At 63.8% G+C, this 22,286-nt stretch carries 22 protein-coding genes; 13 read left to right on the top strand and 9 right to left on the bottom strand.

Features of this window, described 5'->3' with window-relative positions:
- Positions 1 to 96: 96 nt before the first annotated feature.
- The 4 genes from E2493_RS04040 to E2493_RS04055 form a co-directional block, all read right to left on the bottom strand.
- Positions 97 to 1,296 (bottom strand): DUF932 domain-containing protein, encoded by a 1,200-nt coding sequence (locus E2493_RS04040; protein WP_135083985.1) that lies wholly within the window; start codon positions 1,294 to 1,296, stop codon positions 97 to 99.
- 144 nt (positions 1,297 to 1,440) lie between these two features.
- Complete coding sequence (locus E2493_RS21695; RefSeq protein WP_225421133.1) at positions 1,441 to 1,902, bottom strand: DUF6527 family protein; 462 nt, start codon at positions 1,900 to 1,902, stop codon at positions 1,441 to 1,443.
- The gene (locus E2493_RS04050; protein ID WP_135083987.1) at positions 1,903 to 3,087 is read right to left on the bottom strand and encodes a ThiF family adenylyltransferase; all 1,185 of its coding nucleotides are present in this window, start codon (positions 3,085 to 3,087) and stop codon (positions 1,903 to 1,905) included.
- A complete protein-coding gene (locus tag E2493_RS04055) occupies positions 3,062 to 3,721 on the bottom strand; it encodes a multiubiquitin domain-containing protein (protein WP_135083989.1) in 660 nt (219 codons plus the stop codon). Before E2493_RS04055 ends, E2493_RS04050 begins: the two co-directional genes overlap by 26 nt.
- A 139-nt stretch (positions 3,722 to 3,860) precedes the next feature.
- Here E2493_RS04055 and E2493_RS04060 point away from each other — a divergent pair, with 139 nt between their 5' ends.
- Positions 3,861 to 4,250 (top strand): MbcA/ParS/Xre antitoxin family protein, encoded by a 390-nt coding sequence (locus E2493_RS04060; RefSeq protein WP_135083991.1) that lies wholly within the window; start codon positions 3,861 to 3,863, stop codon positions 4,248 to 4,250.
- Positions 4,225 to 4,947, top strand: coding sequence for an RES family NAD+ phosphorylase (locus E2493_RS04065; protein WP_135083993.1), 723 nt, complete (start codon positions 4,225 to 4,227; stop codon positions 4,945 to 4,947). The genes E2493_RS04060 and E2493_RS04065 overlap by 26 nt, the downstream gene beginning before the upstream one ends.
- Positions 4,948 to 5,308: 361 nt before the next feature.
- Here the strand turns inward: E2493_RS04065 and E2493_RS04070 are convergent, their stop codons facing one another.
- The 4 genes from E2493_RS04070 to E2493_RS04085 all read right to left on the bottom strand — a co-directional run bounded on the left by E2493_RS04070 (position 5,309) and on the right by E2493_RS04085 (position 10,808).
- The gene (locus E2493_RS04070) at positions 5,309 to 7,159 is read right to left on the bottom strand and encodes a HipA domain-containing protein (protein WP_135083995.1); all 1,851 of its coding nucleotides are present in this window, start codon (positions 7,157 to 7,159) and stop codon (positions 5,309 to 5,311) included.
- 307 nt (positions 7,160 to 7,466) lie between these two features.
- A complete protein-coding gene (locus tag E2493_RS04075; protein ID WP_135083997.1) occupies positions 7,467 to 8,357 on the bottom strand; it encodes a plasmid partitioning protein RepB C-terminal domain-containing protein in 891 nt (296 codons plus the stop codon).
- Between the two features lie 7 nt (positions 8,358 to 8,364).
- Positions 8,365 to 9,243 (bottom strand): plasmid partitioning protein RepB C-terminal domain-containing protein, encoded by an 879-nt coding sequence (locus tag E2493_RS04080; RefSeq protein ID WP_135083999.1) that lies wholly within the window; start codon positions 9,241 to 9,243, stop codon positions 8,365 to 8,367.
- Complete coding sequence (locus E2493_RS04085; protein ID WP_135084001.1) at positions 9,240 to 10,808, bottom strand: recombinase family protein; 1,569 nt, start codon at positions 10,806 to 10,808, stop codon at positions 9,240 to 9,242. Before E2493_RS04085 ends, E2493_RS04080 begins: the two co-directional genes overlap by 4 nt.
- Positions 10,809 to 10,881: 73 nt before the next feature.
- On the opposite strand from E2493_RS04085, the gene E2493_RS04090 reads away from it, so the two are divergent.
- Together E2493_RS04090 and E2493_RS04095 are read left to right on the top strand one after the other, a co-directional pair.
- Positions 10,882 to 11,298: a hypothetical protein gene (locus E2493_RS04090; RefSeq protein WP_135084003.1), complete on the top strand. Its 417-nt coding sequence runs from the start codon at positions 10,882 to 10,884 to the stop codon at positions 11,296 to 11,298.
- Positions 11,299 to 11,582: 284 nt separating this feature from the next.
- Positions 11,583 to 12,071, top strand: coding sequence for a hypothetical protein (locus tag E2493_RS04095; protein WP_135084005.1), 489 nt, complete (start codon positions 11,583 to 11,585; stop codon positions 12,069 to 12,071).
- Between the two features lie 38 nt (positions 12,072 to 12,109).
- On the opposite strand, the gene E2493_RS04100 is transcribed toward E2493_RS04095, so the two are convergent.
- Positions 12,110 to 13,261 (bottom strand): PQQ-dependent sugar dehydrogenase, encoded by a 1,152-nt coding sequence (locus E2493_RS04100; RefSeq protein ID WP_135084007.1) that lies wholly within the window; start codon positions 13,259 to 13,261, stop codon positions 12,110 to 12,112.
- Between the two features lie 230 nt (positions 13,262 to 13,491).
- Between E2493_RS04100 and rimP the strand changes: the two genes are divergently transcribed.
- From rimP to truB, 9 genes are all read left to right on the top strand, one after another.
- Entirely contained in the window at positions 13,492 to 14,019 is a 528-nt protein-coding gene (gene rimP, locus E2493_RS04105; protein ID WP_135084009.1) for a ribosome maturation protein RimP, read from the top strand.
- Between the two features lie 2 nt (positions 14,020 to 14,021).
- Positions 14,022 to 15,620, top strand: a complete 1,599-nt coding sequence (gene nusA / locus E2493_RS04110; protein ID WP_135084011.1) for a transcription termination factor NusA — start codon at positions 14,022 to 14,024, stop codon at positions 15,618 to 15,620.
- A gap of 46 nt (positions 15,621 to 15,666) precedes the next feature.
- Entirely contained in the window at positions 15,667 to 16,344 is a 678-nt protein-coding gene (locus E2493_RS04115) for a DUF448 domain-containing protein (protein ID WP_225421134.1), read from the top strand.
- A 2-nt stretch (positions 16,345 to 16,346) separates the two neighbouring features.
- Entirely contained in the window at positions 16,347 to 18,905 is a 2,559-nt protein-coding gene (gene infB / locus E2493_RS04120; RefSeq protein WP_135084015.1) for a translation initiation factor IF-2, read from the top strand.
- Positions 18,906 to 19,066: 161 nt separating this feature from the next.
- On the top strand, positions 19,067 to 19,480 hold the full coding sequence (gene rbfA, locus E2493_RS04125; protein WP_135084016.1) for a 30S ribosome-binding factor RbfA: 414 nt from the start codon (positions 19,067 to 19,069) through the stop codon (positions 19,478 to 19,480).
- Positions 19,477 to 20,022 (top strand): GNAT family N-acetyltransferase, encoded by a 546-nt coding sequence (locus E2493_RS04130; protein WP_318531673.1) that lies wholly within the window; start codon positions 19,477 to 19,479, stop codon positions 20,020 to 20,022. The genes rbfA and E2493_RS04130 overlap by 4 nt, the downstream gene beginning before the upstream one ends.
- Entirely contained in the window at positions 19,997 to 20,689 is a 693-nt protein-coding gene (locus E2493_RS04135; RefSeq protein WP_225421135.1) for a site-2 protease family protein, read from the top strand. The genes E2493_RS04130 and E2493_RS04135 overlap by 26 nt, the downstream gene beginning before the upstream one ends.
- 45 nt (positions 20,690 to 20,734) lie before the next feature.
- A complete protein-coding gene (locus E2493_RS04140) occupies positions 20,735 to 21,361 on the top strand; it encodes a thymidine kinase (RefSeq protein ID WP_135084018.1) in 627 nt (208 codons plus the stop codon).
- A 1-nt stretch (position 21,362) separates the two neighbouring features.
- Positions 21,363 to 22,274, top strand: coding sequence for a tRNA pseudouridine(55) synthase TruB (truB, locus tag E2493_RS04145; RefSeq protein ID WP_225421136.1), 912 nt, complete (start codon positions 21,363 to 21,365; stop codon positions 22,272 to 22,274).
- Positions 22,275 to 22,286 lie beyond the last annotated feature (12 nt).

The raw sequence follows: 22,286 nt of genomic DNA on the forward strand, positions 1-22,286 counted from the left end.
ACTCTCCCGACACCTCGAACCGTCACGAAGCGCAGCGCCGCCCTCTTCCGCTGAAGAAGGCGACGCCGCGCACCGACATAGCGATGACAGGCAGGGCTATGCCGCCACCCGGTCGAACAGCTTCTTGGCACGACCCTCCAGATCGAGACGCGCATCCTGCTGGGACTTGCTCCGGGCGAAAGCGGTGATGCCCTGGACGAAGTCGAACACAGACTCGGGCGGGCGGGCCTCTTCGGCCAGCACGGTGTCGATGATCTTGGCGGTCTCGGCCTTGCCGAACCCGCGCTTTCGTAGGAAATCGGTGCGGTCCTCGTCGGAGCGCGCGACGATGCGCTCGCGCGCCTGCCGGATGCCGTTGACGAACGGGAGCGGCGAGGAATCGGCGAACCGGGTCAGCGCCGGTGCCGCCTCATGTGCAAAGCGGTTGGCGGCGTACTTGCTGTGCCGGATGCTGATCTCCTCGAAATCTTCAACGCCCCAAAGGTTGCGGTTCTGGCAGACGGCGCGGAGGTAGAAGCTGGCGATGCCGAGCGTCTTGGCGCCCACCTCACTATTCCAGCAGTAGAAGCCGCGGAAATAGAGGTCGGGCGATCCATCGGGCAATTTGCCCGCTTCGATCGGGTTGAGATCGTCAACCAGGAACAGGAAAATGTCGCGGTCGCTGGCATAGAGCGTGGTCGTATCGACGCTGATATCGACCATAGGATTGTAGATGCCGGTCGACCAATCGAGTACGCCGGGCACTTTCCAGCGCGTATCGCCTGTGCCGTTGCCGGCGATGCGCTGGACGGCGGCAACCAGTTCATGGTCATAGATGCGGCCATAGTCAGGGCCAGTGACGGCGCGCAATTCCATCCTGCCGTCCTCGGTCTCCAGCGTCTTGACCTGCTCGGCGCGGTGGTTGGTGAGGCCATATTGCAGGTTGATGCCGGCGAGGGGTGCCGGAAGCTGACGCAGGTACGCCGCTGGCGCACCGACCAGCGCCGCCAGCTGGCCGAAGCTCCAATGGGTCGGAGCAATCGGCTGCTCGGCGCCGGGCAGGATCAGATCGAGCCGTTCGGCATTGTCGCGGCTGGCTTCGACCCGGACGGCGGCGCTCTCTACCGTCCGCGTTCGGCTGCGCTCGGCCCGGCCTTTCACCGATGCCATTAGCGCATCGAGCGACAGATAGCGTTCATCGGCCGGACGGCTGAACCATTCCGACGATACCCGCCCGATCCGCTGGCCGCGACCGACATCGACCTTGTAGCCACCGCTCCGGTCGGGGCTCGCATCGAGAACTTGAACTTGCGTCATGACTTGTCTCCGCGACGGCCCGGCCGGAAGCCTCTCTCCCGACACTCGAACCGTCACGGCGACAGCCGCCGCCCTCTTCCTCTCATAACGCCAGGTCCTAAGGTTAAGCGCTGCGGCAAAGTCGGTGAACTCTGCCGAAGTACTTTATTGTAAGCCGATGAGTTTGCGATAGACCGCCTTGACCCAGTCAAGTGTGCGTTGGGCCAAACCAATTCTAGACGGCGGCGCGGGCGTGGGTGCTGGCATTGAGGAAGGCACCGGGATTGATGCTGGAGGTCGCTTCAGCCTACGATCCCGCTCTCGTCCCGCCTCGATCGCAAACCGAGACATCCTGTCTGCCCAGAGGATTTCGCCCTGCTTGATCACATAATGTGAAGCACAAGCGAAGTCGTGATTGCCGATCGAGGGCCAGATCGATGCTGCACCCCCTTCCATCGTCAGTCGATATTCGGTGCGCACGAGAGGCGTGGACACTTCTTCCCCGCACCCACATGCGCAATTATGCAGGGCGACGTAGCATTCCTCCGAGACATACAGAATACCGTCTTCGAGGATCTCGGGTATCGCATCCACGAAAACGGTTTTGAGCCTATCGACCCGGGCCATTTACGCGGCCCTGTTCGAGATGTTGTTGCCTTCGATCATGTAAACCGAGTTCACCTCGTTCCGCTCGTCGCGAAAATAGTTCGACCATCGCTTCCATCGCATGATCGCCATGATGGCGTTGAGCGAATTGACGGCCGCGATCTGAATATCCGTGCGATAAAGGTCGTCCTCCTCCTTATCATCGCCGAATGGCAGTAACCGTTCGACTTCGGACCAAGCCATGCCGGGGCGGATGAAGGTTGCTCGGGCGCAACCATCAAGACAATCCTCTTCCAGGCCTACTCCGATCCCTGTGTCGACGAAGGGGACCTCCAACCGAAGCAACCCATTGGCTATCTCACGACGTGAAGACCCCTTATCCACGCAGACGAACACGAAATCGAAGCCTGCCAGCTCGTCCACATTGGCCTCCGTCACCCGAACAGGATGTGGGGTGATGCCGGTATGCATCCGGGCATAGACCTGCGCGTAATAGGCTACCTTGTACGGGAAATCCTTGAGCAGTTCCGGCTCCGGCGAGCCAGGGGACCGGAATAGATTGTGGTTCAAGAGTTGGTCGCCATCATAAAGATGGATTTCGGTGACCCAGGTCTTCGCCAAGAGATCGAGCAGAAAAGATCCGGTTCCTCCCAGACCAATGATCGCGACCCGCCCTTTCAGTTTGCGGTTCACGCCGCCGATCCGATAGCGGGCCGAGGCAGAATCGGGAATGGCGAACGGGCTATCGTCATTGGCGATCATCGCCTTGGCATGAGTCCGGGCGTTGGCCGTCAGATCGAGAGACCGGGCGGCACCGCCGATCAGGCGTTCATAGGCGACCACCTTGTCATAGATATTCTCGTACCGGTGGGTGACCTCGGGCTTGGACGAGAGATAATGATCCACGTCCAATTCGCCGCAGCGCTGTTTCTGGGAATTGTTGATGATGTTTGCCATTGGGGCGCCATTGCGATGGCACGGCGTCCCGCCAGCGAAATACATCGTGTGATCGCCCTGCGGCGTTGCAGTGAGGCCAGTCCCGTCGAGCGACAGGGCGCAGGTGAGGACGCCCCTTGCCAAATTCCCGTCAACCGTGACGTGCGGAACGCTCCGCACGATCAAATGGCTGTTGCACACCTCGATCTCAAAGCCCTCGTCAGAGAGGCGCTTGAGATGGGGATCACGACTTATCAGAGCGGCGGACATTGAAGACCATCCCTTTCTTCACCTGAATGGTCTCGCCTTCGACGAGATCGCCCTCGGCGCCATCGACGCCGTAGAGATAGGTGATCGTGTAGTTGAAGTTCTCAAAGTCGGGGTTGGGGTATGCGATCGCCGCGATCTCCCGGTAGCTGTGCGGGCGCTTTTCCACGGACCTGGGGCGTCCATTGACCTTGATGGTTACCAACTTGGGTTCACGACTGCGGATCCGTTCGACCCCGGCGCCATCCAGCGTCACCTCACCATCGCTGGAGATGACGGCATCGCCAGCGCTGTCGAGGATGAGCTCAAGCTCTTCGTCGATCTCGCCATAGCGATAGAGGTCGGCGGCGAGGATCGTCGGGGAACCCCATTCCCAGCCCCGCTCATTGACGGTGAAGTTGTAGGTGCGGTCGCTGGCGAAAGAGAGAAAGGCCGCGATCTCGCCGTTGGCGAACTTGACCTCCTCCTCGATGCTGATCGAGCGGGCGAGCCCTGCGGCAATCTGGATCAGAACGAAATCGCTGGCGGGTGACAGTCCCGCAATCTCGCGAATCTGGCTACCATCCAAGACTTTATCGTTGGTGCCATGAAGAGCACCGTTGACGGTAAACTGAAATTTTTCGCGGCCTTTGGCCATAACGGTGCTCCATCTTCTGGCGACTCTTGATCCCAACTCCACCTTGGACTAGGATTGCCATCGAGTCCCGATGTGGACCATCTATATCGGGACTTTTTGGCGTTTCAAGTCCAAATTTGGATGAGAGGGAGAATTATGCGTGGCTAAGCTCGAACCCACCGCCCAACCGGGCGAGGGTCGATCTGCGATTCCAGCGGCAATGGAGGCATTCCAGGGGCTGGCGGAATTGTGGCAGCTGTCGACCGAGGACCAGTTACTACTTCTAGGGTCACCCGGCCGATCGACCTTTTTCAAATGGAAGAAGGATGGCGGATCGCTCCCGCGCGACACGGTCGAACGCGTTTCCCACCTGCTGGCGATTCATAAAGCGCTTGAGATTCTTTTGCCCGACGCTCGCGCTGCCGATGGTTGGATTCGCCGTCCCAATGCCCAGTTCAACGGGCAAAGCGCCCTTGATGTCATGCGCTGCGGTCAGGTGATGGATATCTATCGCGTGAGACAATATGTGGATGCGCAACGTGGCGGATGAATTCATCGCGGAAGATATAGAGCAGCCCTTTTTCACGCTCATTCCATCGCGTTTCCCTACCATCGACGTTTTCGCCCGTGTGGCGAATGATCGCAGCGAAGCGCTGGCCGAGATTGAATCGCTGACCAATCCGCGCTTGCGCGAACGGAACCGTCTGATGACCGGGGCGAAAGTCGTGGATGGCAATGGTCCCCTTCTGCAAAACTGGAACCACGCGCCATTCACCTACCCGAACCCGGACGGCACGCGTTTCTTCGACGCGGATCGCCCCGCGCTCGAGTTGGCTGCGGATATGCAGACGGCACTGGCCATCTCGATCCGAAAGCGCGAGACGTTCCTCAGCAAGACTGGTGAAGCACCGATCGGCCTGGAAATGCGCGAACTCTCGCGGCAGGTTAAGGGACGATTTGTCGATGGGCGCGACTGGGATCCGGAGCTTGATCTTGCGGAACGGCGCCGTCGCGGTCGGCAGATCGCAGAAGCGGGCTTCGATGGACTTCTTTTCCGGCCCGCAGAGCGACCGTCAGGCCTTTGCGTGAGTGTGCTTAGGGGCGAGGTGCTGGAGCGCGCCGTTCAACGCGATCATTTCAAGTTCGTTTGGGATGGCAGCCGTGTATGCACCGTTTACTCATTCGGCTCTAGCGTCCAATATTCCCGGGACGACTTGTGCGGGATCGACCAAGTTCTTGCTGCCTAGCGGGGTGTCGACGGGTTCATTGGGCCTAGCTGAAATCCCAAGCCTTGAAAGTACGTCCAGCGAGAACAACGGATCGAACAAATTTTGGAGCTGACTGAAGCCGACTTGCGTTCATCCCGGGCGCTAGACCGTCGACCAATTCGACAGTCTGACGGCAGGTAAACACATCTTGCCTGTTAGCATTGCCGGCCCAAGGTCTGCCTCGTCCAAATGGCGGCTTCCTACAGTGCTAGGTCTTAAACAGATAGCGCATGGAAGAGTGCGCTTACCTAATGTGATCAAGTCGAAAAGCTTTCAGTCGGCTATAAGGTATGCCGATTTGTTGGCGTGTAGGCGTTTATTTTGAAGTCGGCGCCTGGTTTTATCGCGCGGCCGCCAGCGCAGTGCAGCGGTCTGCAATGATCGATGCCATCTGATCCTGGATAACCCGCGCGCCATCGATCTCGGCCGCGAATGCGGGAAGGCGCAAGTGCGGTGTCGCCGCTTGGACTTGTTCGACGAGTTCGGTCAGTGCTGCGTTGGCCTCGCCCTCGGTAAGCCCGATGGTGCGCGCCGCAGCGAGAAAGTCTCCGCACGACAGCCGATCATCTTTGCCATTGAGTTTGAGAGCCATCCGATCACTGCCGAGGCCTGGAAAGACCCGGGTGGTGACAGCATCATAGAGCGGCGCAAAGCGAACCGATGTGAAGACTTTCGCATCGGGCTCGGCGATTTTGAGGAGAGCCAAGTTCTTGAGATGCATGTCGCCATCGGCGATCAGCCAGGCAAAGATCGCACGGCGAAACAGAATAGCGAGGTCGGCGGCTGGATCCGTCGAGAGCGATCGCAATCCGCGTGCCATGCGCTCGATTGTGCCATCATATTTGGCTGACGACGGAAGATCGAGGACCGAGCAAAAGTCTTCCAGCGCAAGTCGGCGCCGGTCATCGTTTCTAAGACGAATATCGAACCGCTCGACGAGGAGCGCTGGGGACATTCCATCCGGCATCGGGGTCAGCGCGATATCGGGTGTTACGAAACCGGCAGCGCGGCCCAGTTCCAGACAGAGCCACTCGACGATCGGCAGCATTTCGAAACCCGCTGTCCCGGCAGGCTTCAAGATATGGGTGAATGGCAGGTCGATGGCCGGAGAGAGCGCGCCGTCGGCTGCGAGATGCATCGGGGCCTTGATCTGAACGCCGGAGAGGCGCGGCGTCTCCGCACGCGCGAAGATCTGCGCGAGGTTCTTCTCGAAACCCCCCTCGATCGCGCCACGCGTCGGCCCGTGGTAGCGGCCAATGAACTGCCCGGCCTCTACGAAGCCGTCCAATCTCGTTGTCAGGACATCCGATGGCAGGGCCGTCAGCTGATCGCGAGCCTCGACTATGTTGACATTGGACATGTAGCGTCTGCCACGCTTGAGCGCTTCACGATCATCGCGCTCATGAAGCACCCGTGCCAACCAGCCTTCTGGCAACAGTGATTCGACGAACGCCGGAAGTTTTCCCGGTTTGGTCTCGCGAACCAGCGGTGGCGCGGATCTTCTCGCTGGCTTCCAGCGCCATTCGAAACCATCATGGGTCAGGTGCCCGAGCGGTTCGCCATGCCAGGCCACGACCAGATCAAGCGCCGCCTTGTTGGCGGGTGCCTTTGCCGCTCCGATCTGCGCCAGCAGATAGCGCGCAGCGCCTTCGCCCTCGCGATACCAGCCATTCTCGCGTGCCAGCGCCCACACCGCATCTGCCGCCTCCTCAGGCGTGCCATGCTCCTCCACGAGCCGCGCGGCCATTTGCGCCCGCATCTCGGCTGTAATCCCGCTGGCATGTTCGCTGCGCAGCCGGAAAGCTTCGAGGAAACGCTGCCGCGGTGAGGAGACGTCGATGCGCAATTCGCCTAAGTCGTCGCCGACCACCGCTGCGGCGGTCGAAGGATGGGGCGGCGCCTCGTTCTGAACGATCTCTAGGCTGCGCAACCGGGTGCGTTGATTGCGGCGACCGCTGATGAACAGCCGTCCATCCGGTGTTGACGCAAGCAGCGCCGCACTGGCTGAGGAGAGATAGGCGTTGGGATAGAGGTAATGCGCAATGCGCACTGCATGGCTGAGGATGGCGGCATCGACATCGACGCCCTGCTCGACATAGATGCCCCGCATGAGCTGGACAAGTTCGCCCGACTGCGCGCGTTGATGCGCGCTCTTTGCATCGATCGTCTCGCCTACCAGATGCATTGCCATAGAATTATCTCGCCTCTCAGATGCGTGATAATTCTATGGTCGATCAAAAGGCAAGGATTATCTCGCATCTCACATGCGCGATAATCCTAAGTAGAAAGAGTGGAGCGCGCCGACCGCCGCCTCGGATCGGCGCGCTCCTTGGACCATCATGCCGAAAGCACGGCATGCAGCCAGCCCTATGACGGCTGGCCTAGCGGGCTCCGAACGGGTTCGCCGCCATCCCCGCCACCGTCCTTGATCCGCCCGACACGACGGCTTCTCCGACGGTCCCGGCGCTTTTGGGTCCCGGTCCCCACATCTTGAGGTGTCAGGTCGATATCGATTGATCTAGCGATGTCGCCTGCACGATAGACCGGAAATTCTCCAGAAACTCAGGATGGCGGCGCGCCAGAAAGCCCTCAATCTCGGGTTTGGAAAGGAGCCGCTCGATAAAACCCGAAGCGACTACGAGGACAAGCATGTCGTCGCCATAGGAGGCTTCGAGTTCCTTATAGTCTTCGCTCACCGCCGCCATCTCGCGCTCAAGCCGAGCCATCTGCTCGGCAGATAGTCCGGTCGCCTTTTTCAACTCATCCGGCTTATGGAGATCCGCCGGCTTCGATGTGGCGAGCAGCGCCTTGGCATAGCTCACCGTGTAATTGTTCGCCGAAACCATCAGTTCTGCTACCTCGAGCTGGCGGATCGGCTTCATCTTGCGCAGCTTCTGAAAGGCATGATGCCCGACTGGCTTGTCCTTGAGCAGCTCCGCGACATCCGGGCAAATCCCGGCCAACAAGTGGCGGCGCTGCCGGATCACCTTCACATCGACATTGAGCGCGCGCGCAAGCTTCTCCTCGGGCACGCCTCGATCAAGCGCGCGTACGATCATATAATGCTCCTGGATCGTGGCGAGGCGATTCACCCGCTTGTTGTATGTGAACGACTCATCGTCATCGGCCACAACACAAGGTGCCTCGGCAGTACCCAGCGATCGCAGGGCGTCGAGGCGCATATGGCCGTCGAGAAGCAGATAGCTCCCATTCTTCTGCCGGGCGATCGACAAGGGTTCAATCAGGCCCACCTCAGCCACAGAGGCCGCAATCCGACGGTATTTGACCGTCTCGCGGACGCCGGCCGGTAGTGCCTTGGTCGGTAGCAGCTCGGTGATCGGCAAGATCAGGACCTTTTGTTCGAAGGCGATCTTCACAAGTTCAGACATGCTGCACCTATGCCGGCTCGATGCGCTCGGCGAGCGCGCGCGGAAGCGTGCTGAGGCCTTCGGCGCGCAGCAGCGTCACGAAATGCTCGTCTGCGAGGAGGCGGCGCATCGCATTGGCAACGAACAACAGGCGGCTTCGCGCCAGCGAAGCGCGTTTGATGAGGAGCTTCTGCCTTTCGGTCTCACGCTGATAGGCGCGTATCAAGTTCTCCGAGGTGACTGGCCTTGCGACACGGCCCACCCTTGACCCTTGCTTATGAAGCTGTTTGCCACTGGTGTTACGCTGGTCGATGATCTTTCGGATGGCGAGCACCTGATTGCCTGGGATCGTCTTTTCCTCATAGGCTTGTGCAAGCGCGCGCTGGACCTCGCCATCCTTGGCCCGGGCTATCTCCATGGCGATTGTGTGCGGTATCACCCCTCGCTCGACCGCAGCGATCAGCTTCTCTTCTCCATTGTCGAGCAGCAGACAGATGGCGCTTACATACTCAACCGAGAAATCCACCTTCGCGGCGATCTCAGCGTAAGAATAGCCACGCGCATGGAGCGCGCCAATGGAATGGACCAGCTCGAGCGGGCTGTGCTGACGCCGCGCGAGGTTCTCGACGAGGCTCATCACGAAACAGTCTTCTTCAACCGCATTGACCACGATCGCCGGAATTTCTGTCTGACCAAGAGCGATGAACGCCTCAAGGCGGCCTTGGCCGCAAACCAGATCGTATCGTGCCTTCCCCGGGCGTTGGCTCACGGTAATCGGCTTCTTGAGCCCAAGATGAGCGATGCTGTTCACGAGTTCCTGAAAAATGCGTTTGTTGCGCACCCGAGGATTGAGGATCGTGATTAGATCGATCGGGACTGACCGAATTTCTGGGGTAACCTCGGTCATGCCGCAACCTTGAGCGGCACCCGCCGAGACAGTTCAAACAGCGCGTCGAGTGTGTCGAACCGATAGGCATCGAGGAGAGTGCCGTTTTCTGGGGCGAGCCGCAGATTGGCGGATGAGCCGAAATCCAGCCAGGGCAGGAGGTAGAAGTCGCGGATTGCGCGATTATCTTCGTCCATCCGCGCAACGATCGTGATGCTGGGGCGCAGCCCGCCGTCGAACCGCACTTTCCAACGCGAACCGCCGGCACCGGTCATGTTGCAACGAGCAATCACCAGCGAAGCGCTGAACTCCTCGTTGATGTAGAGAAGATCGGTGGCTGGGTCGCGACGCACCGATCCACCGGCCGCAACAATATCCTCAACCACTTGAGCGACGACATCCGGATGAAGCGCCCGAAGCGCCCGGTTCGTCTCAATGTAGCGATAATCTCGCGACGGGGTGTAGCCGACCAGTTGGTAGGCCCGAACGAGGCTTCCGAAGCGATGTCGAAAAGTTGAACTCGACGGCATATCCTCGATCTCGTCGATGACGAGCCCGGATAGCCAACCCTTGTCGGCAAGTAGGGCCGACAAACGGCTCAATAACTCTTCATCTGTGAAGCGCCGGCTGCGCTCCTGGATAATGCGTTGGGCCGCTTCGAAAAAATCGCGCTCCACGATTGCTTCGAACGCTCCGTCACTGCGGACCCACATATCGGGGGTGTTCACAACACGCTTGGCCTTCAGCTTGAATGAGGCACGGTTATAGACGTTGTTCCCGATATACTTCTCGTTGGTCAGCACTTGATGGACGGTCCCTCGTGTCCAAGGGCGGCCCAGATCGGTGAGGATGCCTTCCTCATTCAGCACCTTGGCGATCTCGGTTTCGGTGCGCCGCTGCACCACGAACATCCGATATAGCCGCCGCACCACTTCCACCTCTTCGGGCGGCCCAGGCTTTAGGATCACGCGGTCGGTTTGTAGGCTTTTCTGCTCGCCATGATTGAGTACGGCCTTGGTTTGGCGATGCTCATCTACGAGGTAGCGCCGCAATCCAAACCCCGCAGCGCCGCCCTGCCGAAAACCAAGGCGGATCAGACGGCATTGGCCAGTAAAAACCTTTACCGACAGTTCGCGGCTGTATTCGCCCGCCATCGCTCGTTTCATGCTTTTGATGATTGTGGCGCTCAGGCTGCCATCATTTTCGAACTGTTCGGCACAGTAGTGGACTGCGATCCCAACCTCCCGGCAAATGAACTCATAGTAGGCGCTCTCGTCGGCATCCTGAAAGCGACCCCAGCGGCTGACATCGTAGACGAGTATAGCCTTGAAGTCGGTCTCGCCGCTTCGCACGTCAGCGATCAATTGCTGAAGTGAAAGACGCCCGTCCAGGCGTAGGCCGCTCTTGCCCGAATCTTCATATGTTTTGACGATCTTGAATCCGCGGCGCGCGGCATATTGGGCGATGACTTCAGCCTGATTCTCGGTTGAGTACTTCTGATGCTCGGTCGACATGCGGACATATTGTGCGGCGCGGATCGGTTCGCGCGGCACAGAGTCAGCAGAGGTCGGTTCCGGCAAATTCATTACGCATGCTGCTTTCGTTGACCTCAAGCGGACTGGTTCGAATTCCCGCCAATCTTATTGGGAGTGCGAGCGAATGTCGTTTTCCAAAAAAGACCGAAAACTTCAGCCCAAAACCGGAAAAACTTTTCCTTCGTCGATCAAGGACGAGCCGTTGGCGATCGCCATCGCGGCAGCGCTCAGGGAGGAGTTTGGCGATACGCCGTCCGCCCTCAAAACGATTGCACGCCTGACCCGGTCGAATGAGCGTGCTGTGCGTAACTGGTTTGAGGGCAAAAACAGCCCCAGCGCAGCGAACCTCGTCATTCTGATGCGCAATTCCGATCGCATTTTGCGGACGGTTCTTACGCTTGCTGACCGGCACGATCTTGTCGTGGCGGCAGGCTTGGCGGGGCTCAGGAGGCAACTCTTGGATGCCGTCGCGGCGATCGATGGGTTGCCGGTCGGCGGGTTCAGCAGCGGTTCGCACAATGCGGAATCCGATACGACCTAAGGAAATTGGAAGTTTGCTATAAGCAAGATGATCTTTGCAGCAGTCTCATGGTGCAGCGCGACAGCCGTCCCCGCTGGACAAGCGCATGCGAACTCATATGTTCACAGATACGACATAGGCCGCCATCTGCGCGAAAAACGGTGATTACCCGGTGCTTACTTCAGCAAAATCTACTGATGCAATGTCGAAGTTTTTTCACATAATATCAAATATATATGCCGAATTCGTAACCAAGGTATGGTATTTCCGCTACCGCAGAGCGTGAGACGCGAAAGGGCCGTGAGATGCGAAAGGCAATCGCCGGACTGCTGCTGATCCTCGCCGCCGAGGGGACGGCGCTCGCCTGCTCCTGCCTGCGGCCCGGGACCCCGGAGCAATCGCGCAGCCATGCCCGCGAGGCGGTGAAGCGGGCGGTCGCGATCGTCCAAGCCGAGGTGCTGAGCGAGTATCGCCCAGGCGGCCCCGGCGAGCGGGTGCGGGTCGACAAGGTGCTGTGGGGCGAGTCGCCGGCCGAGCTGCGCATCGCGCGCGGCGAGTTCGCCAGCGGCGCATCGTGCGACCTGCTGCTCGGCGCGGGCCAGCGCAAGGTGCTGATCCTCTACGATCCCGGCGACGCGCCGCACCGGCTTGACGACCGGCGTGCCCCGGCGGGCAGCTACGCGATCCAGAGTTCCTGCTCCGACTATCTGGTCAGCGAAGACGAGTTCCTCGCGGTGACGCTCGACGAGGCGCGGCGGCGAGAAGCTTTGCCGGTCACGGGCGAGCGGGGCTAGACGCGCTTCATCCTCCCCTTGCAGGGGAGGATGAAGCTCTACCGTGCCGGAACCAGCCTCAGCAACCGGGCCCCGTCGCCGTCCTCGAGCAAATAGACGGAGCCGTCCTGGCCCTGCTCGACCTCGCGGATGCGCTTGCCCATCGGGAAGCGCTCGGCCTCGCGGGCAGAGTCGCCGCTGAAGCTCACCCGGATCAGCGCCTCGCTGGACAGGCCGCCGATCAGGGCGCTGCCGCGCCACGCCGGGAAGCGATTGCCGGTGTAGAAGATCATGCTGGAGGGCGAGATCACCGGCGTCCACCACGCTTCCGGCGCGTTGAATTCGGGCCGGGTCGGGTGGTCCGGAATGTCCTTGCCGTCGTAATGATCGCCGTTCGAAACGATCGGATAACCGTAGTTCGAGCCGCGCTCGATCCGATTGAGCTCGTCGCCGCCCTTCGGCCCCATCTCGTTGGTCCAGAGCCGACCGTCGGGTGCGAAGGCGATGCCGAGCAGGTTGCGGTGGCCGAGCGTCCAGACCTGGGCCGCGACCCCGCCCTGAGCCGCGAACGGATTGTCGGCGGGCACCGAGCCGTCGTCGTTGAGGCGGATCACCTTGCCGAGGTTCTGGTTCATGTCCTGGGCCGGGGTGAACTTCTGCCGCTCGCCGCTGGTAATGAAGAGCTTGCCGTCCGGGGCGAAGGCGATGCGATGCGAGAAATGGCCGCGCCCTTCTACCTTGGGCGACTGCCGCCAGATCACCTGTAACCCGTCGAGCCGCGCCGCACCGCCGTCGCGGACCAGCCGGGCGCGGCCGACCACGGCGCCGCGGGTGTCGCCGTCGCCCGCCTCGACCCAGCTCAGATAGACGAGGTTGTTGGTGGCGAAATTCGGGTGGAGCACGACGTCGCCGAAGCCGCCCTGGCCGCCGTAATCGACCCGCGGCACGCCGGCGACCTCGATTCGCGACGCGCCGTTCGGCGCCAGCAGGATCAGCTTGCCGGCTTTCTCGGTGACCAAGGCGTGGCCGCCGGGCAGGAAGGTCATCGCCCACGGCTCTTCGAAGCGAGCGACCTCCTCGATGGCGAACGGGCGCTCTCCGGTCGCCGCCGGAGCGGCGCCGTTGCCGCTGGCCAAGCCGTCGCCCTGGGCGTTGCATGCCGCCGCGCCGAAGGCGAGGACGGGAAGGGCGAAGAAGCTGAACGCGCGCATCGGGGCCTCCTGTAAGTGTCGTCCCGAGCCCTGCGCACCGGGCGCGGATGCGTCAAGCGGCCTTTGTAAGGGGGCGGGCCGAGTTGCTCCGCAGCGGAGCTTTGGCGGCTTGTGGTCTCCTGCGTTCACGCCTATATGGCCTCCACCTTCCTCGACATCGTTAAAGTGTTGAGGCTGGTCCCGGGGGTTCGGGGCCGGCGCGGGGAAGCATTGTTTTTGGGAAAGACCGGATGGCGGATCTCGCCGCATTGCAGGAACTGATCGAGCCCGCGGCGCGCTCTGAGGGGCTGGCGCTGGTGCGCGTCAAGATGATCGGCGGCACCTCCGATCCGACGCTGCAGGTGATGGCCGAGCGCCCCGATACGCGCCAGCTGACGCTCGAGGATTGCGAGCGGCTGTCGCGCCGGATTTCCGATATTCTCGACGAGACGGACCCGATCGAGCACGCCTACCGGCTCGAGGTCAGCTCCCCGGGCATCGACCGGCCGCTCACCCGGCTCCAGGACTTCGCGGACTGGAAGGGCCATCAGGCCCGGGTGACGCTGAAGGAGCCGCTCGCCGGCCGCAAGCAGTTCACCGGAGACCTGATCGGCACCGAGGGCGAGACCGTGCTGATCGAGGTTCCGGGCATGGGTCCGACCGGCCTGCCCTTCGCCGGCCTCCATTCCGCCAAGCTCGTCATGACCGACAGGCTCATCGCCGCGACCGCCCCGCTGTCCGCCGAGGGCGCCGATCGAATTCAAGTAGAGGAAGACTGACCATGGCCACCGCCGTTTCCGCCAACAAGGCCGAGCTGATCGCGATCGCCGACGCCGTCGCCCGCGAGAAGCTGATCGACCGCGGCATCGTCATCGAGGCGATGGAGGACGCGATCCAGCGCGCCGCCCGCGCCCGCTACGGCGCCGAGAACGACATCCGGGCAAAGCTCGACCCGCAGTCCGGCGACCTGCGCCTGTGGCGCGTCGTCGAGGTGGTCGAGGAGGTCGAGGACCATTTCAAGCAGGTCAGCCTGAAGGACGCGCAGAAGCTGCAGAAGGGCGCCGATCTCGGCGACTTCATCGTCGATCCGCTGCCGCCGATCGAGTTCGGCCGCATCGCCGCCCAGGCCGCCAAGCAGGTGATCTTCCAGAAGGTTCGCGACGCCGAGCGCGAGCGCCAGTACGAAGAGTTCAAGGACCGCGTCGGCGAGATCATCACCGGCGTCGTCAAGCGCGTCGAGTTCGGCCATGTCGTCGTCGATCTCGGTCGGGCCGAGGGCGTCATCCGCCGCGACCAGCAGATCCCGCGCGAGGTGGTTCGCGTCGGCGACCGCGTGCGCTCGCTGATCATGTCGGTGCGCCGCGAGAACCGCGGGCCGCAGATCTTCCTCTCCCGCGCCCATCCGGACTTCATGAAGAAGCTGTTCGCGCAGGAAGTGCCCGAGATTTACGACAACATCATCGAGATCAAGGCGGCGGCGCGCGACCCGGGGAGCCGCGCCAAGATCGGCGTGATCAGCCACGACAGCTCGATTGACCCGGTCGGCGCCTGCGTCGGCATGAAGGGCAGCCGAGTCCAGGCCGTCGTGCAGGAGCTGCAGGGCGAGAAGATCGACATCATCCCCTGGTCCGAGGACCTCGCGACCTTCGTCGTCAACGCGCTGCAGCCGGCGACGGTCAGCCGCGTCGTGATCGACGAGGAAGAGAGCCGGATCGAGGTGGTGGTGCCCGACGACCAGCTGAGCCTGGCGATCGGCCGCCGCGGCCAGAACGTGCGCCTCGCCTCGCAGCTGACCGGATCGGCGATCGACATCATGACCGAGGCCGACGCCAGCGAGAAGCGCCAGCGCGAGTTCGTCGAGCGCTCGCAGATGTTCCAGGAAGAGCTGGACGTCGACGAGACCCTCGCCCAGCTGCTGGTCGCCGAAGGCTTCGGCGCGCTCGAGGAAGTCGCTTATGTCGAGCTCGACGAGCTCGCCTCGATCGAGGGCTTCGACGACGAACTGGCCAGCGAGCTGCAGAGCCGCGCCGCCGAAGCGCTCGAGCGCCGCGAGGAAGCCTCGCGCGAGGAGCGCCGCGCGCTGGGCGTCGAAGACGCGCTCGCCGAGATGCCCTACCTCACCGAGGCAATGCTGGTGACGCTCGGCAAGGCCGGCATCAAGACGCTCGACGACCTCGCTGATCTCGCCACCGACGAGCTGGTGCAGAAGAAGCGGCCCGAGCAGCGCCGCCAGCGCGAGAGCAACCGTCCCGAGGACAAGGGCGGGATCCTCGCCGAATACGGCCTCTCGGACGAGCAGGGCAACGAGATCATCATGGCTGCCCGCGCGCACTGGTTCGAGGACGAAGGGGAGGACGCGGTTGCGGACACCTCCCAATGAGAGCCTAGGACCCGACACCTCCTCCCGTCCGCGGGAGGGGAGCCACGTGCCCGAGCGCAAGTGCATCCTCTCCGGGGAGCATGAGCCGCGCGCCGATCTCATCCGCCTCGCTCTGGGACCAGACGGCCAGGTGGCGCCCGACGTGCGCGCCAAGGCTCCCGGCCGCGGCGCCTGGATCGGTGTGGACCGGGCGACGCTCGAGCAGGCGCAGGCCAACGGCAAATTGCGCGGCGCGCTCGCCCGCGCCTTCAAGGGACCGGTCGCCGCGCCGGCCGATCTCGGCGCGCGGATCGAGGCGGCGCTCCGCCAGGCCGTGCTCGACCGACTCGGCCTGGAAGCGCGCGCCGGCACGCTGATCACGGGCAGCGAGAGAATCGAGGTCGCCGCGCGCAAAGGCGACGTCCACCTGCTCCTCCACGCGGCCGATGCCGGCGAGGACGGCAACCGCAAGCTCGAACAGGCGCTGCGCGTCGGCGGCCAGGACGAGGACGGCAACCAGATTCGCGAGGCCCAAGGGCTGGTTTTTCCAGCGGATAGGACCATATTGTCGTTGGCCCTGGGGCGGCAGAATGTGGTACATCTCGCGATGATCGATCGCGCTGCCGCTCAGCGCGTACGCCATGCGCTCCAGCGCTGGCGCGATTTTATTGGGCAAGAGGTCGGGGCAAGCGCCGCATCGGCGGGTACGCCGGGTGCGTCGGCTATGGATGTGAACGAAGGATAGTAATGAGCGATACGACTGATAAGCCGAAGCTTGGAGCGCGCGCGCCGCTGGGCCTGAAACGGACCGTCGAGACCGGCAAGGTGAAGCAGAGCTTCAGCCACGGCCGTTCGAACACCGTCGTCGTCGAAGTGAAAAAGCGCCGCGTCCTGGGACGCCCGGGCGAGGAAGCGCCGCGCACCGAGGAAGCGCCCGCCGCGGCTGCGCCCGCGCCGGCTGCCGCCGCCCCTGCGCCGAAGCCCGCCGCCCCGGCCGCACGCCCGGCGGCCCCGGCCCGTCCGCCGGTGAACGACGCCGCCTCGCGCCGCGAGCTTCAGGAGCGCCTGCTCCGCGAGGCCGAGGAAGCACGCCTGCGCTCGCTCGAGGAAGCGCGCCGCCGTGAGGATCGCCAGGCGCAGCAGGCCTCCGAGGAGGAGCGCCGCCGCGCCGAGGAAAACCGCCGCGCCGAGGAAGAGGCGCGCCAGCGCGCCGAGGCCGAAGCCGCCGAGGCTGCCCGCCGCGCCGCGGAGGAGGCTGCCGCCCCGGCCCAGTCCGCGCAGCCGGCCGCGCCCGCCGCGACTCCGGCAATCCCGCGCAACACCGACGAGGACCGCCGCGGTCCCGCGCCGCGCCCGAAAGCGCCCGCGCCCGCTCCGAAGCGCCCCGAGCCGGCCCGCCCCGGCCGCGGCCGCGATGATCGCCGCCACGCCGGCAAGCTCACCGTCACCCGCGCCCTTTCGGACGACGACGGCCGCGCCCGCTCGCTGGCGGCGCTGCGCCGCGCCCGCGAGAAGGAGAAGCGCTCGCACCAGCAGTCCGGCCCCTCGGCCAAGCAGGTCCGCGACGTCGTCGTGCCGGAGACGATCACGGTCGGCGAGCTCGCCAACCGCATGGCCGAGCGCGGCGCCGATCTGGTGAAGTCGCTGTTCAAGATGGGCATGGTCGTGACCGTCAACCAGGCGATCGACCAAGACACCGCCGAGCTGCTGGTCACCGAGTTCGGGCACAACATCAAGCGCGTCTCCGAAGCCGACGTCGAGATCGGCATCGGCGGCGAGGACGATGCGCCCGAGACGCTGCAGTCGCGTCCGCCCGTGGTCACGATCATGGGTCACGTCGATCACGGCAAGACCTCGCTGCTCGACGCGATCCGCGGCGCCAACGTGGTGTCCGGCGAGGCCGGCGGCATCACCCAGCATATCGGCGCCTATCAGGTCCAGTTGCCCAACAAGGCGAAGATCACCTTCCTCGACACGCCGGGCCACGAGGCGTTCACCGAGATGCGCCAGCGCGGCGCCAACGTCACCGACATCGTCGTGCTGGTGGTGGCGGCCGATGACGGCCTGAAGCCGCAGACGGTCGAGGCGATCAACCACACCAAGGCGGCCGGCGTGCCGATGATCGTGGCGATCAACAAGATCGACAAGGACGGCGCCCGTCCGCAGCGCGTCCGCGAGGAGCTGCTGCAGCACGAGATCGTGGTCGAGGATCTGGGCGGCGACGTCCAGGACGTCGAGGTCTCCGCGCTGAAGAAGACCAACCTCGACGGGCTGCTCGACGCGATCGCGCTGCAGGCCGAGATCCTCGAGCTCAAGGCGAACCCGGACCGGGCCGCGGAAGGCGCCGTGGTCGAGGCCAAGCTCGACAAGGGCCGCGGCCCGCTCGCCACCGTGCTCGTCCAGCGCGGGACCCTGCGCGTCGGCGACGTGTTCGTGGTCGGCGCGGTGCCGGGCAAGGTCCGCGCGATGATCGACGACAAGGGCCGCCAGGTGAAGGAAGCCGGCCCGTCGGTTCCGGTCGAGGTGCTCGGCCTGTCCGGCGTTCCGTCGGCCGGCGACGTGCTCACCGTTGTCGAGAACGAGGCGCGCGCCCGCGAGGTCGCCGACTATCGTCAGGGCCTGCTCGACCGCAAGCGGACCACCTCCGCTCCGGTCAGCCTCGAGAACATGTTCGCCTCGCGCGCCAGCCAGACCAAGGAATTCCCCCTGGTTATCAAGGCCGACGTGCAGGGCTCGGCGGAAGCGATCGTCAGCGCGGTCAACCGCATCTCGACCGAGGACATTCGCGCGCGGATCCTCCATTCGGGAGTCGGCGGCATCACCGAGAGCGACGTGATCCTGGCCAGCGCGTCCAAGGCGCCGATCATCGGCTTCAACGTCCGTCCGAACGCCAAGGCGCGCGAGATCGCCGAGCGTAACGGCGTCGAGTTCCGCTATTACGACGTCATCTACCACCTCACCGACTGGGTGAAGCAGGCGATGGCGGGCGAGCTCGGACCGGAGATCGTCGAGACCGTGCTCGGCCGCGCCGAGGTCAAGGAGGTCTTCCCGGCCGGCAAGAAGGACAAGGCCGCGGGTCTGCTGGTGCTCGAGGGCGTCATTCGCAAGGGGCTCCACGCGCGCCTCACCCGCGACGACGTCATCGTCTCCAAGACGACCATTTCGTCGCTCCGCCGGTTCAAGGACGACGTCGCCGAGGTCCGCGCGGGCCTCGAGTGCGGCGTGCTGCTGGCCGACACCAACGACATCAAGGCCGGGGATCACCTCGAGGTCTTCGAGGTCGAGGAGCGCGCCCGCACGCTGTAAGGCGTCCGCCGGCATCAAGCTCTCTCCCCTTCAGGGGAGAGGGTTGGAGAGGGGCAGTCTCCAATTTCTCAGTGGTCGGCGAGACTCCCCTCTCCCGGCCTCTCCCGCAGGTTCCATCAAAGTAATACTTTGATGAGGTCCCTTGTTGGGGAGAGGGGAAGATGAAACGCAACGAGAGCCCCGAGGGACGTTCGGTCCGCCTGCTTCGCGTCGGCGAGCAGGTGCGCCATGCCCTCTCCGACATATTGATGCGGGGCGACGTCCATGACGCCGTCCTCGCCAGCCACCTCGTCTCGGTGACCGAGGTGCGCATGTCGCCGGACCTGCGCCACGCGACCGTGTTCGTGAAGCCGCTGCTCGGCCAGGACGAGGCGACCGTCCTGAAGGCGCTGAGGACCAACACCGCCTATCTGCAGCGCACCGTCGCGCAGCGGGTGAACACCAAATATGCCGCGAAGCTGAAGTTCATCGTCGACGAGAGCTTCGACGAGGGCAGCCACATCGACCGCATCCTGCGGTCCCCGGTGGTGGCGCGCGACCTCGGCGAGCAAGACGAACCCGCAGGGGAAGAGTGACGCTCGGCGATGTCATGCAGGACGGCCTGCTCCGACTGGAGCCCCTGGCCGAGCATCATCGCGCCGCGCTGAAGGCTGCCTGCGCTGAGGATCGCGAGATCTGGGCGATCTACGCGACATCCTACGATCCAGAGCATTTCGACGCGAGCTTCGACAGGATTCGCGCGCGGCCCGACTGGCGCTGCTTCGCGATATTCTCCTACGAGCGACTGATCGGGATGAGCTGCTTCCTCGGGATCGACGAGGAACGCCGCGTGCTCGAGATCGGCAACACCTATTATGTGCCGGACGTGCGCGGCACCGGCCTCAACCGCAGGATCAAGGATCTGATGCTCGGCCGGGCTTTCGGCTGCGGTTTCCGCCGGGTCGAGTTCCGGGTCGACGCGCGCAATCGCCGCTCGCAGGCGGCGATGACGAAGATCGGCGGCGTGCGCGAAGGCGTGATCCGTCAGGACCGCATCACCTGGACCGGTCATGTCCGCGACACCGTGCTGTTCTCGATCCTCGCCGACGAATATGAAGATCGCCGTGCAGAGCGATAACATCGTCTTCCGGATCGCGACCTGGCTGGTGCCGCTGGTCATCGCGATCGTGCTCCACGAGATCTCGCACGGCTGGGTGGCGAATGCGTTCGGCGATCCGACCGCCAAGGAGCGCGGCCGGCTCAGTCCCAATCCGATCCGTCACGTCGATCCGCTGGGCACGGTCATCCTGCCGCTGGCGCTCGCCGTCGTGGGCGCGCCGGTGTTCGGCTGGGCGAAGCCGGTTCCGGTGGTGGCCAAGCGCCTGCGCAACCCCCGCGTCCACATGATGATCGTCGCTTTGGCCGGGCCGGCCATGAACCTTGCCCTGGCCCTGCTCGCGGCGCTCGGCCTCGCCGCCGTGGTGCCGGCGGCGGAGCAGGGTTCGACGGCGATGGCGTTCGTCGCGGCGAACCTCGCCAATTTCCTGATGATCAACCTGTTCCTCGCGATCTTCAACCTGCTGCCGATCCCGCCGTTCGACGGCAGCCATGTCGTGGAGGGCCTGCTGCCCCGCTCCGCCGCGAGGCGCTATCGCCGGCTCGGCCGCTTCGGCTTTCCGCTGCTGCTGTTCCTGCTGGTGATCCTGCCGACCATCGCGCCCGATGCGAACGTCGTCGCCCGCCTGGTCGTGCCGCCGGTCCGCGCGATCGCCGGCTTCCTGTTCGGCCTCGTCGGGCTCGCCTGATCTTCCTGGCTTCCGGCGCGGCCACCAGCCGCTAAAGAGAGAGGCATGGCAAAGCTCTATTTCTATTATGCGTCGATGAACGCGGGGAAGTCGACGATCCTGCTCCAGACCGACTTCAACTATCGCGAGCGCGGCATGGAGACGATGCTCTACACCGCCGGAATCCACGACCGATCCGGTTTCGGCATCATCGACTCCCGCATCGGCATCACCGCCAGGGCCAATACCTTCGATCCGAAGACCAACATCCGGGCGGAAATCGAGGCCGAGCTGGCGAAGCGGCCGCTGCATTGCGTGCTGATCGACGAATCCCAGTTCCTCAGCCGCGAGCAGGTGCTGCAGCTTGCCTCGGTCTGCGACGAGCTCGACGTTCCGGTGCTCGCCTACGGTCTCCGCACCGATTTTCAGGGCAATCTGTTCGAGGGCAGCGCCACTTTGCTCGCCCTGGCCGACAAGCTCGTCGAGCTGAAGGCGATCTGCGAATGCGGCCGCAAGGCGACGATGAACCTGCGCGTCGACGCCGAAGGCCGCGCGGTGCGGAGCGGTGCCCAGACCGAGATCGGCGGCAACGACCGCTATATCGCCATGTGCCGCCGCCACTTCCATGAGCGGCTGCGTGAGGCGGAGGCCCGGCAATTGCCGCTGCAGCTGGCCCAGACCGGACGCGCCTGACGTGCACGGCTGGCTGGTGATCGACAAGCCGGTGGGCCCCGGCTCGACCGACGTCGTCTCGCGCGTGAAGAGGGCGTTGCGTGAGGGCGGCTATCCGAAGACGAAGGTCGGCCACGGCGGCACGCTCGACCCGCTCGCCAGCGGCGTGCTGCCGGTCGCGCTCGGCGAGGCGACCAAGCTCAGCGGGCGGATGCTCGATGCCGACAAGATCTACGACTTCACAATTGTGTTCGGCGTGGAGACCGACACGCTGGATGCCGAAGGCCGCGAGGTCGCCGCCTCGGACGTGCGGCCGACGCGCGCCGCCGTCGAGGCGGTGCTCGGCCGTTTCACTGGCGAGATCGACCAGGTGCCGCCGGTCTATTCCGCGCTGAAGGTGGACGGGAAAAGAGCCTACGATCTGGCCCGCGCCGGCGCCGAAGTGGAGATGAAGACGCGGCGGGTGACGGTGCACGAGCTGCATATCCTCCCTGCAGGCGGGGAGGATCGAAAGGAACTGGAGGAGGTCACCCTCTCCGCCCGCGTCTCCAAGGGCACCTACATCCGCAGCCTCGCACGGGACATCGCGCATGCTCTTGATAGCGTCGGCCACGTCACCATGTTGCGCAGGACCAAGGCGGGCCCGTTCGTGCTCGATCAGGCGATTTCTCTGGACAAATTGGGCGAAGTCGCTAAGGCCCGCCAGCTTGAACAGACACTCTTGCCGTTGACGGCGGGGCTGGACGACATCCCGGCTCTACCCGTCACCCCCGATCAGGCAAGGCTGCTCCGCCAGGGGCGGGTTTTGATCGGGATCGCCGCACAACAAGGCCTCCATCTTGCGACCGACCAGTCTGTTCCGGTTGCGCTCGTGGAAGCCGGCGGAGACCCTCTCCGCCCCGAGATCCGGGTGGTGCGCGGCTTCAACCTCTAGTTTGAAAGGATA

The sequence above is a fragment of the Sphingomonas parva (ex Maeng et al. 2020) genome, from assembly GCF_004564275.1.
GTDB lineage: Bacteria > Pseudomonadota > Alphaproteobacteria > Sphingomonadales > Sphingomonadaceae > Allosphingosinicella > Allosphingosinicella parva.

What these genes read in the sequence shown, in the direction of transcription:
- E2493_RS04040 (WP_135083985.1), bottom strand. Translation starts at nt 1,296, where the DNA reads ATGACGCAAGTTCAAGTTCTCGATGCGAGCCCCGACCGGAGCGGTGGC.
- E2493_RS21695 (WP_225421133.1), bottom strand. Translation starts at nt 1,902, where the DNA reads ATGGCCCGGGTCGATAGGCTCAAAACCGTTTTCGTGGATGCGATACCC.
- E2493_RS04050 (WP_135083987.1), bottom strand. Translation starts at nt 3,087, where the DNA reads ATGTCCGCCGCTCTGATAAGTCGTGATCCCCATCTCAAGCGCCTCTCT.
- E2493_RS04055 (WP_135083989.1), bottom strand. Translation starts at nt 3,721, where the DNA reads ATGGCCAAAGGCCGCGAAAAATTTCAGTTTACCGTCAACGGTGCTCTT.
- E2493_RS04065 (WP_135083993.1), top strand. Translation starts at nt 4,225, where the DNA reads ATGTGGATGCGCAACGTGGCGGATGAATTCATCGCGGAAGATATAGAG.
- E2493_RS04070 (WP_135083995.1), bottom strand. Translation starts at nt 7,159, where the DNA reads ATGGCAATGCATCTGGTAGGCGAGACGATCGATGCAAAGAGCGCGCAT.
- E2493_RS04075 (WP_135083997.1), bottom strand. Translation starts at nt 8,357, where the DNA reads ATGTCTGAACTTGTGAAGATCGCCTTCGAACAAAAGGTCCTGATCTTG.
- E2493_RS04080 (WP_135083999.1), bottom strand. Translation starts at nt 9,243, where the DNA reads ATGACCGAGGTTACCCCAGAAATTCGGTCAGTCCCGATCGATCTAATC.
- E2493_RS04085 (WP_135084001.1), bottom strand. Translation starts at nt 10,808, where the DNA reads ATGAATTTGCCGGAACCGACCTCTGCTGACTCTGTGCCGCGCGAACCG.
- E2493_RS04090 (WP_135084003.1), top strand. Translation starts at nt 10,882, where the DNA reads ATGTCGTTTTCCAAAAAAGACCGAAAACTTCAGCCCAAAACCGGAAAA.
- E2493_RS04095 (WP_135084005.1), top strand. Translation starts at nt 11,583, where the DNA reads ATGCGAAAGGCAATCGCCGGACTGCTGCTGATCCTCGCCGCCGAGGGG.
- E2493_RS04100 (WP_135084007.1), bottom strand. Translation starts at nt 13,261, where the DNA reads ATGCGCGCGTTCAGCTTCTTCGCCCTTCCCGTCCTCGCCTTCGGCGCG.
- rimP (WP_135084009.1), top strand. Translation starts at nt 13,492, where the DNA reads ATGGCGGATCTCGCCGCATTGCAGGAACTGATCGAGCCCGCGGCGCGC.
- nusA (WP_135084011.1), top strand. Translation starts at nt 14,022, where the DNA reads ATGGCCACCGCCGTTTCCGCCAACAAGGCCGAGCTGATCGCGATCGCC.
- infB (WP_135084015.1), top strand. Translation starts at nt 16,347, where the DNA reads ATGAGCGATACGACTGATAAGCCGAAGCTTGGAGCGCGCGCGCCGCTG.
- rbfA (WP_135084016.1), top strand. Translation starts at nt 19,067, where the DNA reads ATGAAACGCAACGAGAGCCCCGAGGGACGTTCGGTCCGCCTGCTTCGC.
- E2493_RS04135 (WP_225421135.1), top strand. Translation starts at nt 19,997, where the DNA reads ATGAAGATCGCCGTGCAGAGCGATAACATCGTCTTCCGGATCGCGACC.
- E2493_RS04140 (WP_135084018.1), top strand. Translation starts at nt 20,735, where the DNA reads ATGGCAAAGCTCTATTTCTATTATGCGTCGATGAACGCGGGGAAGTCG.